A 14,430-nucleotide genomic window follows, 5' to 3' on the forward strand; every position below is an offset into this window, starting at 1 on the left:
GGTGTGATCTACGGCCCCCGTATCTGCATTCGGTTAAATTTGGCGGGGGTCGCCACTCAAGGCCCTCCCAGACTCACGCAGCGAGTCACTGGCTGCGCTTGTGGGGCCGTCTGGTAGGTGGGGCGCAGAAAGCACCTCAGACTCACCAGTGACTCGCTCCGGGGCTCTGAGGGGGCATGCTCTGGACGGGCGAGATCGAAGTCCTAGAAGGATGGCGCAGGTGCGATGGGGGTGCGTTCGGTGCCAGCCGGTCGGGGGCACTTATGTCCTCCACTCCCTTCAGCGCGATCACGGTGTTTCGGGGGCTACCTGATGACACAGTGCGCAGAAAGGCACCCATCGCTTTGCGGCGGTGATATGGGTGCTCTCGCGATGCGAGGGATGCGCGGTCTCCTTGGGCTGATAGTTCAGCGACGCCTTCAAGATGCGCACCGCCTCGCGCGTCGTGAAACCGCTTTCCCGCGTCCGAACCTTTTTGGGCACTTCCTGCTCGACATCGGCCATCTCGTTGGTCGGTAACTTCCGCTCTTTCAAAGCCTTTCTCAACACGGCTCGGACGGCGACCAGATACTTGTCGCGAATGGTCTTGGGTGACTTCCCTTCCGCCTCCAGGAAATCGCGCCATCCGGTCAGATCTTCATGCTTGATGCGACGGGCATCGTCGTGACCCACAAAGTCGATGAGGGAGCGGATCGGCACCGCCCAGTTCGCTCCGCCATCCATGTGTTTGCCGACTTTTTGCTTCTTCTCGATGTATGTCTCGAACAACCCCCAAAACGAAACGGGCTCGCCCTCATCGACCACCTTCGACGGCGGGCGGACGATCGGGTCTTTCGGCGCCCCGCCAAAGTCACCCTGATCCAGTTCTCGGGTTCTCTCCAGCGCTTCGATTTCGGCGCGCATGAATTTTTGCCCCAGATCGCGCCATTGAGGCGAACCGGGGGCGACATCGAGTTTACGTTGATCGACGAACTCCTGCACCGCCACATCCACAAGCCGCGTCTTGCCACTGCTTATCTCGGCACGGAGCGCTTCGAGTTTTTTCGTGCGCAGGCGTTCATCATGGTAACGTGCGCCAGCTTTTAATTGGTAGTCGATGTCATAGTTGAAGAAGCCTGCGATGCTCTTGCTCGGATCAGCCTCGCCCGCCTCAATGCGTTTGTAAGCCTTTTCGAGCTCTTCTGCGATTTCCTCCTCGGTCGGCATCGCTGCACGTTTCTCAGCGTCCTGTTGAATTACCTTTGTGTAGTGATCCCAAACAGCGTGCTCGAAATCTGACTGGGTCAATTCGCGACGCGGGGCTGCTAGGGCAGGTGGGACTGGCGGGACAGATGGGACCGGCGCGACTTCTGCCTGCGGTGTGTGGGTGTCGAGCGCAGCCCTCGCTTGCTTGATTTGAGCTTTTAGTCGGGCGACGGCAGCGGGATGGTTGTCTTCGGCAATGCGCTTGTCACCTCCCAGTGGTTCGGTCAGTTGCGTCTTATTCCCGAAAAACGGCTTCAGCTCGGCTGGGATCGAGATGCGCGCCCAATAGCGCCCGTCCTTCTCTTTCCAATGACGCAATTTACCAGCCATCGATACCCCCATTCTGGCACCAGTTCTGGCACCTAGAATGGCACTATGCCCTTGAACGCAAGAGTTTTCTTTAAATGCAAGGGGATAGGATGGTGCTGCAAGAGAGGATTGAACTCTCGACCTCTCCCTTACCAAGGGAGTGCTCTACCACTGAGCTACTGCAGCACCCTTCGGCCTTCATCGACCGTGGCGGCGATGTAGACGACATCGCGAAGGCTTGCAAGCGCAAATTCGCACGCTCTCTCGACACATTTCATTCGGGCGGCTAGAGAAAGGCCATGACAGAGGACACGACCCCAACCCCGCAAGGCAAAAATGCCCGCACAGCCGCCCCGCAAAGCCGTGAAGAAAGGCTTGCGGCGCAATTGCGCGCCAATCTGATGCGGCGCAAAGCGCAGGCGCGGCAACGCGACGCGGCAGCGGGTGGTGTGGAAAATGAAGCCGAAAGCGGCTCGGAAGGAAACCAGTAGTGGATAGCATCTTGGTGCGCGGCAACGGGCCGCTGAATGGGCAAATTCCGATTGCCGGGGCGAAGAACGCCTGCCTTGCGCTGATGCCGGCAACGCTTTTGAGCGAAGAGCCGCTGACGCTGACCAATGCGCCGCGGCTGTCTGACATTCGCACGATGACGCAGCTTTTGGCCTCGCTTGGGGCCGAGGTTACCGCGCTGCAAGATGGTAAGGTGCTCGCCACCTCCTGCCATGGCGAGATTAACCCGGTCGCCGATTATGACATCGTGCGCAAAATGCGCGCCTCAAACCTTGTGCTGGGGCCACTTTTGGCGCGGCTGGGCCATGCGGTTGTGTCGCTGCCCGGTGGTTGCGCAATTGGCGCGCGACCGATGGACATTCACATTGATGCGCTGACCGCGCTTGGGGCCGAGATTGAACTCAAAGACGGCTACCTGCATGCGCAGGCCAAAGGTGGGCTGAAAGGCGCGGTGCATGAGATGCGCTTTGCCTCTGTCGGCGCGACCGAAAACTTCTTGATGGCGGCGGTTTTGGCCAAGGGTACATCGGTGCTAAAAAACGCCGCGCGCGAGCCTGAAATTGTTGATCTGGCGCAATGCCTACGGGCGATGGGCGCGCAGATCGAGGGCGAAGGCACCTCGGACATTGTGATTGAGGGCGTGGATCGGCTGCATGGCGCGACCCATCCGGTCGTGACCGATCGGATCGAACTGGGCACCTATATGCTGGCGCCCGCGATTTGCGGCGGCGAGGTGGAATGTTTGGGCGGGCGAATCGCGCTTGTCGAAAGCTTTTGCGAAAAGCTGGATGCCGCTGGGATTTCGGTGGAGGAAACCGCGCGCGGGCTGAAGGTGAAGCGCAAAAACGGGCGGATCAGGGCGGTGGATGTGGTGACAGAGCCCTTCCCCGGCTTCCCGACCGATTTGCAAGCGCAGATGATGGCGCTGTTGTGCACCGCCGAGGGGACCTCGGTGCTTGAAGAGCGGATCTTTGAGAATCGCTTCATGCATGCCCCCGAATTGATGCGGATGGGCGCGAAGATTGAGGTGCATGGCGGTCATGCCACGGTGCATGGGGTCGAAAAACTCAAAGGCGCGCCGGTGATGGCCACCGATCTGCGCGCCTCGGTCTCGCTGATTCTGGCGGGCTTGGCCGCCGAGGGGGAAACCGTGGTGAGCCGCGTCTACCACCTTGATCGCGGCTATGAACGGGTCGAAGACAAGCTTCGCGCCGTGGGGGCGCATATCGAACGGGTGAAAGAGTCATGAGCCGGGATGCACGTTTTGCCGATGGCGGTGAGGCGCCGCTGAACCTGCGGGCTGAAAGTGCCGAAGATCTCGCCGTGATGGCGGCTTTGGTGCAAGATGCGGTGCTGCCTGTGTCTGAAATTCGCTACGAGCCAAAGGCGCGGCGGCTTTCGATGCTGCTCAACCGCTTCCGTTGGGAAGATAAGGCGCGGGCCGAGGCGGAAGGGCGCGCTTATGAGCGGGTTCAGGCGCTGTTTGTGATTTCCGATGTGCTCAAGGTCGCCTCGCAAGGCTTTGACCGGCGCGATTCTGATTTGGTGCTGTCGGTGCTCGATATCGCGTTTGAGCCCGGGGAAGAGGGCGCGGGGCGTGTGGTCTTGGTGCTGGCGGGCGATGGCGCCTTGGCGGCTGAGGTGGAATGTTTGGCGCTCGATCTGCGCGATGTGACCCGGCCTTACGGGGCCGTTTCGGGGCAAGCGCCGCAGCACCCGGAATGATCCGCCCCGCAACAGCGGAAGATTTGCCTGCGATGGCCGCGCTGATTGCGGCGGCGATCCGTGATCTGTGCCACGCGGATCACCACGGCCAAGCCAACCGGATGCGGCCTTGGGTTGCGGCGAATGACATCGCTGCCCTTGCCGCGCGGCTCAAAGACCCGGCACAGCGCCTTTTCGTCGCGCAAGCGGCGGGGCTGGCGGCTGTTGGTGGGCTCGATTGGCGCGATCAGCCCGAGGGGCGCGGGCGGATTAGCCTATTGTTTGTCGACCCCGCACAGCAGGGCAAGGGCCACGCGCGCGCGCTTTTGGCGGCTTTGGAGGCGGAGTTGTGGGCGCTTGGCCGCACGGAGGGCCGGCTCACCGCCACCAATACCGCGCGCGGATTTTACCTCTCTCAGGGCTGGGCACCTGACCCGGCGGCCAGTGGCGGTGCGCTTTTGGGCCATGCCTTGCAAAAGGCGCTGGCCTGAGGCGTTTCGCGCACGTTGAAATCCGAGGGCAAGGATGGGCCAACCCTTGCTCCGCGCCTTGCAACGCTCTATCCCGGAACGGAACAAGGAGCCCGAGATGCCGCATTTTCTTGCCACGACCGACGCCGATTTCGAGACCCGTTTCACCGCCCTTTTGGGGATGAAGCGCGAAGACAGCCCCGATGTCGATGCCACCGTGGCGGCGATTATTGCCGATGTGCGCGCCCGTGGCGATGCGGCGGTGATCGACTATACCGCGAAATTTGATCGGCTGGCGCTCAGCCCGCAAACAATGGCCTTTTCGCGCGAAGAAATCGCGGCGGAGGTGGCTAAGGTCAGTGCCGAGGAACGCGCGGCGCTTGAACTCGCGGCAGAGCGAATTCGCGCCTATCACCTGCGGCAAATGCCGGTGATGGAAGAACGCTGGACCGAAGACAACGGGGCCGAGCTTGGCTGGCGTTGGTCGCCTGTTTCGGCAGCGGGGCTTTACGTGCCGGGCGGTTTGGCCTCCTACCCGTCTTCCGTTTTGATGAATGCGATCCCCGCGAAAGTCGCGGGGGTAGAGCGTCTGGTGGTTGTCTGCCCGACGCCCGATGGCGCCGTGAACCCGCTGGTGCTGCTCGCAGCAGAGCTTTCGGGCGTGGATGCGGTTTATCGCATTGGCGGCGCGCAGGCGGTGGCCGCGCTTGCCTATGGCACCGATACGATTGCCCCGGTTGATAAAATCACCGGGCCGGGCAACGCTTTTGTGGCGGCGGCGAAGCGGCGCGTTTTTGGCCGCGTGGGCATTGATATGATCGCGGGTCCGTCGGAAATTTTGGTGATTGCCGATAGCACGGCCAACCCCGATTGGGTGGCGATTGATCTTTTGAGCCAAGCCGAACATGACCAATCCGCCCAAGCGCTGATCCTGACGCCCGATGCGGATTTTGCCCAAGCCGTGACCAAAGCGGTCGAGAAACGCCTTGAAACGCTGGAGCGGCGCGAGATTGCGGGCCCGTCGTGGCGCGATTTTGGCACCGTTATCGTCACCCGCGATCTGGCTGAAGCGGCGATGCTGTCAAACCGCGTCGCGCCTGAACACCTTGAACTCTGCGTAGAAGACCCCGAGGCGCTTTCGGCGCAAATCACCCATGCCGGCGCGATCTTCTTGGGCACTTGGACGCCCGAAGCGATTGGCGATTACGTTGGCGGGCCGAACCACGTTCTGCCCACCGCCCGCTCGGCGCGGTTCTCCTCGGGCCTGTCGGTGTTGGATTTCCTTAAGCGCACCACTTTGGCGAAAATGACGCCCGAAGCCTTGCGCGCCATCGGCCCGGCGGCGGAGACGCTGGCGATTTCGGAAAGTCTCGAGGCGCACGGGCTATCGGTCCGCGCGCGGCTTGATGCGATCAATGATGGGGGGGCCTGATGAACCGTATCTCTCGCATCGATCTGGATGATTCCGGCCTGCCTGCGCCGACGCCGCAAATTGAACAAGAGCGCCGCGTGGCGATTTTTGACCTGCTCGAAGACAATAGCTGGACGCTGCCGGGGCGCGATGGGCAAACCGCCCCGCCCGGCCCCTATGCGCTGACTTTGGCGGTGCGCGATGGGCGGCTTGTCTTTGATACCTGCCTTGAAAGCGGTGAGAAGGTGACTGAGTTCCACCTGTCTTTTGGCCCGTTCAAGCAGGTGGTAAAAGACTACTTCCAGATTTGTGAAAGCTATTTTGAGGCGGTCAAGAAACTGCCGCCGAGCCAGATCGAAGCGATTGATATGGCGCGCCGGGGCATTCACAACGAAGGGGCGCGGGTACTGCAAGAGCGCCTTGAGGGCAAAGCCGAGATCGACATTGATACCGCGCGGCGGCTCTTCACCCTTGTTTGCGTTTTGACCCCGGTAAGCTGATGTCCAGCCTTCCCCATTCGGTCCTGTTTTGCTGCGATCACAATGCCACGCGCTCGCCGATGGCCGAAGGGATGATGAAAAAGTTCTATGGCCGTGAGGTTTATGTCCAATCGGTGGGGGTCAAGGCGGACCTTGATACCGATGGGTTCGCGATCGCCGTTTGTGCGGAAATTGGTGTGGACCTAGAGCGGCATCAGGCGCGCAGCTTCCATGAATTGCGCGAAATGGGCGATGATCTGAGCGGGTTTGACCTGATCGTCGCGCTTTCCCCTGCCTCTTATCACCAAGCGCTTGATCTGACGCGGTTCTACCACATTGAGGTTGAGCACTGGATGATCATGGACCCGACCGGCCTGGGCGAAGGGCGCGACGTGCGGTTGGGCTATTACCGCCAGACTCGCGACCAAATCCGCGATCACATCATTGAACGGTTTGGGGCACCGCATCCGGCGTAAGCGCCAACAGTTCGGGCAGGTTTTCTTCAATCCAATCGCTCAGCGCAAAGACGCGGGCAGAGATTTCGCGCCCTGCCGGGGTGAGCGTATAATCCACGCGCGGCGGCACCTCGCCATAATCTTTGCGCAAAATCAGACCGTCGCCTTCAAGCACCTGCAGGGTTTGCGCCAGCATCCGCTCGGAAATGCCATCAATCCGGCGGCGCAACTGCGCAAAGCGCAGTGTTTCCTCGCGCAAAGCAATCAGCACCAGCCCGCCCCAACGCGAGGTCACATGCTGCAAAATCTGCCGCGAGGGGCAGGCGGCGGCGAAAACATCGCCCCGTGAAAAGTTCCGCATCGGCTTTGCACCTTTCCTGTGCATGGGTAAGGCGTACTTACATATATGTAGGTACTTACCTTTTGTTAGCTTGCATGCCTATCTGTGGCAAGCAAATGATAAAGGAGATCGTCATGACCATTGCTGTGACCGCCGCCACCGGCCAATTGGGCCAACTTGTTCTTGCTGCGCTCAAAGCGCGCGGCGCCGCCCCCGTGGCCCTTGCGCGGAGCCCGGAAAAGGTAACCGGATATGAGGCGCGCGCGTTTGATTACAACGCCCCCGATGCCGCCGCCCTTGCCGGGGTTGAGGTGCTGGTGCTGATTTCGTCGAATGATTTCAATGACCGTGCGGGCCAACACAAACGCGCCATTGCCGCCGCGAAAGAGGCGGGCGTGACGCGGGTGGTCTATACCTCTGTGTTGAAGGGCGATGCCTCGCCGCTCACGCTTTTGGCGGCAGACCACATCGCGACCGAAGCCGCGCTAAAAGAAAGCGGGCTGCAATACACGCTTCTGCGCAATGGCTGGTATAGCGAAAACCTGACGGGCGCGTTGGGGGCCGCGATTGAACATGGCGCCGTGATTGGGGCCGCCGCAGATGGCAAACTCGCCACGGCCGCGCGCGCCGATTACGCCGAAGCGGCCGCGGTCGCCGCGCTTGATGCGGCGCATGCGGGCAAAACCTATGAGCTTGCGGGCGATACCGCCTTCACGATGGCGGAATTCGCCGCCGAGGTTGCGGCCCAATCCGGCAAGCCGGTCAAATTCGTCAACCTGCCCGAGGCGGAATATGCCAAAGCGCTTGAAGGATTTGGGGTGCCGACGGCCTTTGCGGAAACGCTCGCGCAATCGGATGAGCGGGCGGGCAGTGCTGCGGGCCTCTTTGATGACAGCCAAACACTGTCCAGCCTGATTGGTCGCCCGACGACGCCGATTGCGGAAACGATCCGCGCGGCGCTGGCCTGAACAGGTGCGGCAAGACGGTTTTGAGCACCGTCTTGCCGGTTCTGCGGTTTGACGGCACCGGGGTGGCATGCCAATTTGCCCCAAAGTCAGAGAGGTTTTCCAATGCCCCGTGCCGCCGCCCTTGCCGCCATTTCCAACTACTTCGACGCGTTCCATCGCGGCGACACCACCGCGATGGAAGCGCTGGTGACCGAAGATTTTGAGCATCACGTCAATGAGGGCAAAATCCGCCGCGGGGTCGAGAAATTCCGCGAATTCAACGCGCATATGACCCGTTGCTACCGGGAAACGCTCACCGATGTGGTGGTGATGGCGAATGATGCGGGCACCCGGGCCGCCGCCGAGTTCGTTGTGAACGGGGCCTATTTGGCAACCGATGAAGGTCTGCCCGAGGCGAAGGGGCAAACCTATGTGCTGCCCGCAGGCACCTTTTTCACCCTGCGCGACGGGCGCATTTCCCGCGTGACCACCTATTACAACTTGGCGGACTGGATCCGTCAGGTCAGCTAATGGAGGTTCGGGTTCTCACTGGCCCCGCTCTGGATGCCGCGCTCGACGATGTCGCCGCGCTGCGCATCGCGGTGTTTCGCGATTGGCCCTATATCTATGATGGCTCGCTCGACTATGAGCGGCGCTATCTGGAAAGCTATCGAAACTCTCAAAACGCGGTGGTCGTGGGGGCTTTTGATGGCGCGCGGTTGGTCGGCGCAGCCACGGGCACACCGCTCGAAGACCATGCCGATGATTTCGCTGCGCCCTTTGCGGAGACGGGGCTGACGCTTGAAGACGTGTTTTACTGCGCCGAATCGGTGCTGCTGCCAGACTATCGCGGGCGCGGGTTGGGCCACGCTTTCTTTGACGCGCGCGAGGCACATGGCCGCACGCTTGGGCGCCGCTATTCGGCCTTTTGCGCGGTGATGCGGCCCGACGATCATCCGCTCAAGCCCGCCACCTACCGCCCGCTCGATGCGTTTTGGCGCAAGCGCGGTTATGCCCCCATGTCGGGCGTTGTGGCGCATTTTCGCTGGACCGATTTGGGCGACAGCACCCAAACTGAAAAGGCGCTGCAATTCTGGGGGAAGCCGCTGTGAGACGCATCACCATTGCTTCTGCGGCTTATCCTCTGGATTGGCTCGTGGATTGGGCCGCTTATGAGGCGAAAATTCGCGCGTGGGTGCAAAGTGCCGCGCTCAAACAGGCCGATTTGCTGGTTTTTCCCGAATATGGCGCGATGGAGCTTGCCTCGCTTGGCGGGGCCGAGGTTGCGGCAGATTTGGAACGCGCGGTCGCCGAAGTCGCACGCCATCACGATGCGATGGAACGGCTTTTTGAAGGGCTCGCGATCGAATTTGGCCTTTATATCTTGGCCCCCTCTGGCCCGGTGGTCGAGGGGATGGTGCGGCGCAATCGGGCGGCGATTTTTGGCCCCGCAGGCCGGATCGGGCATCAAGACAAGGCAATCATGACGCGGTTTGAGCGCGAAGATTGGTTCATTGATGCCGGAGTTGAGGGGCTGCGCCTGTTTGACACGGGGCTTGGGCGGATCGCGGTGTTGATCTGTTATGACAGCGAATTTCCGCTGCTCGCGCGCGCGGTTTGCGAGGCGGGGGCAGAGCTTCTTCTAGTGCCAAGCTGCACCGATACGCGCGCGGGCTACCACCGCGTCCGCACCGGCGCACAGGCCCGCGCGCTGGAAAACCAATGTATCTCGGTCCAATCGGTGATTGTCGGTGCTGCCGCTTGGTGCCCTGCTGTGGATGAAAATCACGGTGCGGCAGCACTTTACGCACCTGCCGATGTCAATTGGTGCGACACCGGCGTGATCGCCGAAGGGGTTTATGACGAACCCGGCTGGGTGACCGCGACGGTCGATCTGGAAGCGGTTGTCAAAGCCCGCACCGACGGCGAGGTGCTGACCTTCCGCCATTGGTCCGAACAGCCTATGCAAGCTGCGCATGTCCACCTTGTCATGGAAAACCCCCGCAAGGCTTGACATTGCGCTTGAATTTTTCCTGATCCGGGCGCATGTATCGCGCGCCCGCGATCGGCGGGTATCCCCAATGGAGTGACCATGGCCAAGGAAGAAATGCTCGAATTCCCCGGCGTCGTGAAGGAACTCCTGCCGAACGCGACGTTCAAGGTCGAGCTGGAAAACGGCCATGAGATCATCGCGCATATGGCAGGCAAGATGCGGAAAAACCGCATCCGTGTTCTGGCTGGCGACCGGGTTCAGGTGGAAATGAACACCTATGACCTGACGAAGGGTCGCATCAACTACCGGTTCAAGTGAAGCTGATCTTAGGATCGGCCAGCCCCCGTCGGCGTGAGCTTCTGGCCCAATTGGGGCTGGAACCCGCCGCGGTACGTGCCCCTGACATTGATGAAACGCCAGCAAAGGGCGAGCGCCCGCGCGATTATGTGGCGCGGATGGCGCGTGAAAAGGCGGCCATTCTACCCTGCGCCGCCGATGAGGTGGTGATCTGCGCCGATACCACGGTGACCTGTGGCCGCCGGATCTTGGGCAAACCCGAAAATGAAAAAGAGGCGGCTGAGTTTTTGTGGCTGCTGTCTGGCCGTCGCCACCATGTGTTAACGGCTGTTGCCGTGCGCTCTGCCACGGGCTTGCGCGAGCGGCTGGTGGATACGGTGGTGAAATTCCGCCCGCTCTCGAATGCCGATGTGAACGGCTATCTTGCCAGCGGCGAATGGCGCGGTAAGGCGGGCGGCTATGCGATCCAAGGGTTGGGCGGCGCTTTCGTGCCGTGGATCCAAGGCTCGTTCAGCGCGGTTGTGGGCTTGCCCTTGGCCGAAACCGCTCTTTTGCTACAATCGTCGGGCATCGCGATGGGAGAAAGCGCATGAAAGGCCGGGTCGTTGTTCTTGGCGAGGTGAAGGGGCTTGAGGCCGCGGCTTTGATGGTCGACGGGCGGCTTGAAGACCTGATCGTCGATGCTTCGGATGCGGTGGCTTTGGCGCCCGGTGCGATTTGTCGTGCCAAGGTTGAGCGGCAGATGAAAGGCCAAGGCGGCGTTTTCGTGCAGCTTCCGGGCGGTGAGAAAGGCTTTTTGCGCGATGCAAAGGGGCTTTCGCCAGGGCAAAGCGTTTTGTGCCAAGTCTCGGGCGGGACAGAACCCGGCAAAGCACTGCCGGTCACCTTGCGGCTTTTGTTCAAGGGCCGCTACGGCATCGTTACCCCCGGTGCGCCGGGGCTCAATGTCTCGCGCCGGATCCGCGATGAAGAGACCCGCGACGGGCTGCAAGCGCTGGCAGGCGTGGTCATGGAAGGCTCCGATATGGGGCTGATCTTGCGCTCGGCTTGCGAAGGCACCGAAGAGGGCGAGATCGTTGAAGACCTTGCAGGCTTGCGGGATTTGGCCGAAGCCGTTTTGGGCGATAGCGAAGGCGCGCCGGAGCTTCTGGTGGATGCCCCCGGCCCCCACGAAGAAGCATGGCGCGACTGGGCCGACCCGGTGCCGGATGAAGTGGTCGAAGGGTTTGAGGCCCACGGCGTGCTAGAGGCGATCGACGCGGTTCTCTCGCCGCGCGTAGCGCTGCCGGGTGGCGGGCACATGATGATCGAGCCGACCCGCGCGCTGATTGCCGTGGATATCAATACCGGCAATGACACCTCGCCCGCCGCGAGCCTAAAAGCCAATATCGCCGCCGCGCGGGATTTGCCGCGCCAGTTGCGGCTGCGCGGCCTTGGTGGGCAGGTGGTGGTGGATTTTGCGCCGATGCCGAAAAAAGACCGTGCCACGCTGGAGCAACAACTCCGCGCCGCCTTCAAGGGCGAAGCGGCGGAAACCAGCTTGGCCGGGTGGACACCGCTCGGCATGTATGAGCTTGTGCGCAAACGCGACCGGGTGGCGCTGGCGACGCTGATCGGTGGCGCGGCATGAGCTGCCCGATCTGCGGCAAAGACGCCGATCCGAAATATCGTCCCTTCTGTTCGAAGCGCTGTGCGGACATTGATTTGGCGCGCTGGCTCAATGGGTCTTATGTGATTCCGGGCCAAGCGCTTGAGGAAGATGACCCCGCGCGGGAGCGTGATCCCGACGACACGGGCGGGCTGCGACACTGATCTGATCGCGCGGAGCAAAAATTCGCAAATACCCTCTGGACAGCCCCCGCGCCCTCGTCTAGTAACCCCCCACCAACGCCGGAACGGCCCGGTGCCCAGATAGCTCAGTTGGTAGAGCAGCGGATTGAAAATCCGCGTGTCGCTGGTTCGATTCCGGCTCTGGGCACCACTTAAATCCCTGAAAATAAACAATACTTCCAACCAAGCGCTATCAGCCTATTGCGTAGCCCTCGTTCTGGGCTACATTTCGTGTGCGCTTGATGTGATGCTTCGAGGCGGAGATTCTATGCATGGGGTTGGCAAGGTGAAGGCCGCAACCCTTCCCTGAAATCCGAGATGAAGCCCGCTTGCGACCGAATGCAGCACCGGAGAAGATCATTGAACGCACAGTCGCTAGCAAACGTAGTCTATCTGAAGGTCGAGGAAGTTGCCGCGCGCTACGGCGTCTCCATTGACACGATCTATCGGTGGAAAAGAAACGGCGACTTCCCGAAAGCTCGAAAAATCGGTCCCGGCGTCACGCGCTGGCGACTGTCTGATCTGATCGAGCACGAAGCGAATATGCAAGCGTGCTTCGCAACGCACCTGAACATTCCTCATAACGAATGATCACTCTGTGAGCGAGGGGCTCGCGCCCCTTCCGCAGGGGGAATGGCTGAGGTCCACCGTTCCGGCGTCCCATCCCTCCTTTAGCGCTCGGTGCGCGTTTTATCCTTTCGATTCATTCGCGTGAATGCTGGTCCCGTTGTCCCATGCTGTGAGTCAGGTTGTGCCTAGCGGCAGAGGAACCCCGCCTAGGATTTCCCCCCCCCCCCCCGCCCGCGTCAGGCCGTGCTTGCCATTTGGCATAGGATTTCGAACATCACCGAAGCCCCCAGCCACGCGGTCCCGCCCGTTGGGTCGAATGGTGGTGACACCTCGACAAGATCAGCCCCGATGATGTTGACCCCATCAAGGAGACGGACCACCTGCAGGGCTTGGTAGGAATTCGGCCCACCAATCTCGGGCGTGCCCGTGCCCGGTGCAAAGGCCGGGTCAATAAAGTCGATGTCGTAAGACAGGTAGGTGGGCGCAGTGCCGACGATTTCGCGCGCCTCGGCCATGACGTCTTCAACACCTCGCTGATGAAATTCTTCGATTGGGATCACCCGCACGCCAACGCTGGCGGCAAAGTCGCGGTCCTCGCTGTCATAGGTGGTGCCGCGAATGCCGATTTGCACAACCCGCTTGGGATCAAGCAGGTTTTCCTCGATCGCGCGGCGGAAGGGCGTGCCGTGGGTATACATATTGCCGCCGAAGTAGCTGTGAAACAGATCGGTGTGGCTGTCGAAATGGATCATGCCAAGCGGTGCCGCTTTGCCGAGCGCGCGCAGGATCGGCAGCGAATTGAGGTGATCACCCCCGGCGGTAAGCGGGCGGATGCCGTGGGCCATGATCACCTCCATGAACCGGGTGATCCGTGCCATCGCATCATGGATATCGGCCGGGTTGGGGGCAATATCGCCCAGATCGGCGCAATTCACCGCCTCAAAGGGGCGCACCCCGGTCGCGCCATTTTGCGCGCGGATCATGGTGGAGCAATCGCGCAATTGCCGTGGCCCGTGACGCGGGCCGGGGCGGTTGGTGGTGCCAGAATCCCACGGGCTCCCGATTAGACCGATCTGCACCTCTTTCAGCCGGGGATCGTCAAGCGCCACATAGGGCAGCCGCATAAAGGTGGGCACACCCGCATATCGCGGCAGATCAAAGCCAGAAACCGGGTGGAAGAAGGGATCGCTGGGCATGTTCGGCTCCTGTTGCATTCTCGGGCTGCCACCGGCGCGTGTGGGGGCGGTGGCAGCATTCGTTTGAGACGCTATGCGGGCGAGGAGAATTCCTCCACTGCTGAAAGCACCGATACGGTCAATCCGAGCGGGCTAGTGGCGTGTTTGCGGCCAATGCGCGCCGGGACTGCCCTGAAAGAGCGCAGATGAACGACGCGAGACATGGGACGAGGCGGGACTGGTTTCACGTCAGTCTGGTCAGAAATACCGCTCCGACGCCTCATCCCGCATCCAGAAGTTCACGCAGCTTGCGCACGCGCTCTGGTGTGATCTTCGGGTCACGCCCCGCGCTGATTACCCGGATGAACTCGATCCACGCCTTCTCGTTTTCAGAAAGCTGGTCCCACTGTCCCAGTGGTCCCATCGGTGTGATGAAGAGATCGGTCATTTGCCAAAGATACCCCGCAGGGTGGTCCGCCCCCGCGCAGTCATGCGCGGATCGCTGTTGCCCGACGCATCGCGCAACTCCTCAAGCCAAGCGCGTTCATTGGCCGTGACCGGCGAGCCGAAAATCTCGGTGATGGCCTTCGCCGCCGTCGCACCCACCGCTTGCTCAAGCGCGATGCGTAAAAGATAGGCCGGATCGACCTCAAGCGCTTTAGCGAGCGACGGCAAGAGCATAATTTCACCGTTTT

At 61.3% G+C, this 14,430-nt stretch carries 21 protein-coding genes and 2 tRNA genes; 17 read left to right on the plus strand and 6 right to left on the minus strand.

Going from position 1 to position 14,430, the window contains the following annotated elements:
- Positions 1-288: 288 nt before the first annotated feature.
- Both CRO18_RS06885 and CRO18_RS06890 read right to left on the minus strand, forming a co-directional pair.
- On the minus strand, positions 289-1,575 hold the full coding sequence (locus CRO18_RS06885; protein WP_143128609.1) for a hypothetical protein: 1,287 nt from the start codon (positions 1,573-1,575) through the stop codon (positions 289-291).
- A gap of 90 nt (positions 1,576-1,665) precedes the next feature.
- Positions 1,666-1,740: transfer RNA gene (locus CRO18_RS06890), tRNA-Thr, on the minus strand.
- 113 nt (positions 1,741-1,853) lie between these two features.
- On the opposite strand from CRO18_RS06890, the gene CRO18_RS06895 reads away from it, so the two are divergent.
- From CRO18_RS06895 to CRO18_RS06925, 7 genes are all read left to right on the plus strand, one after another.
- Positions 1,854-2,045 carry a hypothetical protein gene (locus tag CRO18_RS06895; RefSeq protein WP_076485756.1) on the plus strand — a complete coding sequence of 64 codons (192 nt, stop codon included), beginning with the start codon at positions 1,854-1,856 and terminating at the stop codon, positions 2,043-2,045.
- On the plus strand, positions 2,045-3,313 hold the full coding sequence (murA, locus tag CRO18_RS06900; RefSeq protein WP_076485757.1) for a UDP-N-acetylglucosamine 1-carboxyvinyltransferase: 1,269 nt from the start codon (positions 2,045-2,047) through the stop codon (positions 3,311-3,313). The genes CRO18_RS06895 and murA overlap by 1 nt, the downstream gene beginning before the upstream one ends.
- A complete protein-coding gene (locus CRO18_RS06905) occupies positions 3,310-3,789 on the plus strand; it encodes a DUF2948 family protein (RefSeq protein ID WP_076485758.1) in 480 nt (159 codons plus the stop codon). The genes murA and CRO18_RS06905 overlap by 4 nt, the downstream gene beginning before the upstream one ends.
- Positions 3,786-4,259 carry a GNAT family N-acetyltransferase gene (locus CRO18_RS06910; RefSeq protein WP_170952588.1) on the plus strand — a complete coding sequence of 158 codons (474 nt, stop codon included), beginning with the start codon at positions 3,786-3,788 and terminating at the stop codon, positions 4,257-4,259. Before CRO18_RS06905 ends, CRO18_RS06910 begins: the two co-directional genes overlap by 4 nt.
- Positions 4,260-4,356: 97 nt before the next feature.
- The gene (gene hisD / locus CRO18_RS06915; protein WP_097081896.1) at positions 4,357-5,670 is read left to right on the plus strand and encodes a histidinol dehydrogenase; all 1,314 of its coding nucleotides are present in this window, start codon (positions 4,357-4,359) and stop codon (positions 5,668-5,670) included.
- Positions 5,670-6,149, plus strand: coding sequence for a UPF0262 family protein (locus CRO18_RS06920; RefSeq protein ID WP_097081594.1), 480 nt, complete (start codon positions 5,670-5,672; stop codon positions 6,147-6,149). The genes hisD and CRO18_RS06920 overlap by 1 nt, the downstream gene beginning before the upstream one ends.
- Positions 6,149-6,604 carry a low molecular weight phosphatase family protein gene (locus CRO18_RS06925; RefSeq protein ID WP_097081595.1) on the plus strand — a complete coding sequence of 152 codons (456 nt, stop codon included), beginning with the start codon at positions 6,149-6,151 and terminating at the stop codon, positions 6,602-6,604. Before CRO18_RS06920 ends, CRO18_RS06925 begins: the two co-directional genes overlap by 1 nt.
- Here the strand turns inward: CRO18_RS06925 and CRO18_RS06930 are convergent.
- A complete protein-coding gene (locus CRO18_RS06930; protein ID WP_170952589.1) occupies positions 6,570-6,944 on the minus strand; it encodes a helix-turn-helix domain-containing protein in 375 nt (124 codons plus the stop codon). The genes CRO18_RS06925 and CRO18_RS06930 overlap by 35 nt on opposite strands.
- Positions 6,945-7,057: 113 nt before the next feature.
- Between CRO18_RS06930 and CRO18_RS06935 the strand changes: the two genes are divergently transcribed.
- The 10 genes from CRO18_RS06935 to CRO18_RS06980 all read left to right on the plus strand — a co-directional run bounded on the left by CRO18_RS06935 (position 7,058) and on the right by CRO18_RS06980 (position 12,581).
- Complete coding sequence (locus CRO18_RS06935) at positions 7,058-7,891, plus strand: NAD(P)H-binding protein (RefSeq protein ID WP_097081597.1); 834 nt, start codon at positions 7,058-7,060, stop codon at positions 7,889-7,891.
- Between the two features lie 102 nt (positions 7,892-7,993).
- Positions 7,994-8,401 carry a ketosteroid isomerase-related protein gene (locus tag CRO18_RS06940; RefSeq protein WP_097081598.1) on the plus strand — a complete coding sequence of 136 codons (408 nt, stop codon included), beginning with the start codon at positions 7,994-7,996 and terminating at the stop codon, positions 8,399-8,401.
- The gene (locus tag CRO18_RS06945) at positions 8,401-8,982 is read left to right on the plus strand and encodes a GNAT family N-acetyltransferase (RefSeq protein WP_097081599.1); all 582 of its coding nucleotides are present in this window, start codon (positions 8,401-8,403) and stop codon (positions 8,980-8,982) included. The genes CRO18_RS06940 and CRO18_RS06945 overlap by 1 nt, the downstream gene beginning before the upstream one ends.
- A gap of 5 nt (positions 8,983-8,987) precedes the next feature.
- Positions 8,988-9,884, plus strand: coding sequence for a carbon-nitrogen hydrolase family protein (locus CRO18_RS06950; protein ID WP_097081897.1), 897 nt, complete (start codon positions 8,988-8,990; stop codon positions 9,882-9,884).
- Between the two features lie 78 nt (positions 9,885-9,962).
- Entirely contained in the window at positions 9,963-10,181 is a 219-nt protein-coding gene (infA, locus tag CRO18_RS06955; protein ID WP_055212580.1) for a translation initiation factor IF-1, read from the plus strand.
- Positions 10,178-10,753, plus strand: a complete 576-nt coding sequence (locus CRO18_RS06960) for a nucleoside triphosphate pyrophosphatase (protein WP_097081600.1) — start codon at positions 10,178-10,180, stop codon at positions 10,751-10,753. Before infA ends, CRO18_RS06960 begins: the two co-directional genes overlap by 4 nt.
- Positions 10,750-11,790: a ribonuclease E/G gene (locus CRO18_RS06965; RefSeq protein WP_097081601.1), complete on the plus strand. Its 1,041-nt coding sequence runs from the start codon at positions 10,750-10,752 to the stop codon at positions 11,788-11,790. Before CRO18_RS06960 ends, CRO18_RS06965 begins: the two co-directional genes overlap by 4 nt.
- Positions 11,787-11,972 (plus strand): DNA gyrase inhibitor YacG, encoded by a 186-nt coding sequence (locus CRO18_RS06970; protein WP_076485767.1) that lies wholly within the window; start codon positions 11,787-11,789, stop codon positions 11,970-11,972. The genes CRO18_RS06965 and CRO18_RS06970 overlap by 4 nt, the downstream gene beginning before the upstream one ends.
- Positions 11,973-12,065: 93 nt before the next feature.
- A tRNA-Phe gene (locus CRO18_RS06975) sits at positions 12,066-12,141 on the plus strand.
- Between the two features lie 209 nt (positions 12,142-12,350).
- Positions 12,351-12,581: an AlpA family transcriptional regulator gene (locus tag CRO18_RS06980; protein ID WP_249276008.1), complete on the plus strand. Its 231-nt coding sequence runs from the start codon at positions 12,351-12,353 to the stop codon at positions 12,579-12,581.
- A 215-nt stretch (positions 12,582-12,796) separates the two neighbouring features.
- Here CRO18_RS06980 and speB read toward each other — a convergent pair whose 3' ends face one another.
- The 3 genes from speB to CRO18_RS06990 all read right to left on the minus strand — a co-directional run bounded on the left by speB (position 12,797) and on the right by CRO18_RS06990 (position 14,416).
- A complete protein-coding gene (gene speB, locus CRO18_RS06985; RefSeq protein WP_097081602.1) occupies positions 12,797-13,756 on the minus strand; it encodes an agmatinase in 960 nt (319 codons plus the stop codon).
- Positions 13,757-14,015: 259 nt separating this feature from the next.
- Complete coding sequence (locus CRO18_RS18775; RefSeq protein ID WP_170952586.1) at positions 14,016-14,183, minus strand: hypothetical protein; 168 nt, start codon at positions 14,181-14,183, stop codon at positions 14,016-14,018.
- A complete protein-coding gene (locus tag CRO18_RS06990; RefSeq protein WP_097081603.1) occupies positions 14,180-14,416 on the minus strand; it encodes a hypothetical protein in 237 nt (78 codons plus the stop codon). Before CRO18_RS06990 ends, CRO18_RS18775 begins: the two co-directional genes overlap by 4 nt.
- Positions 14,417-14,430: the final 14 nt, after the last annotated feature.

The sequence above is a fragment of the Rhodobacter sp. JA431 genome (assembly GCF_900217725.1).
In the GTDB taxonomy this organism is placed as follows: Bacteria; Pseudomonadota; Alphaproteobacteria; order Rhodobacterales; family Rhodobacteraceae; genus Rhodobacter; species Rhodobacter aestuarii.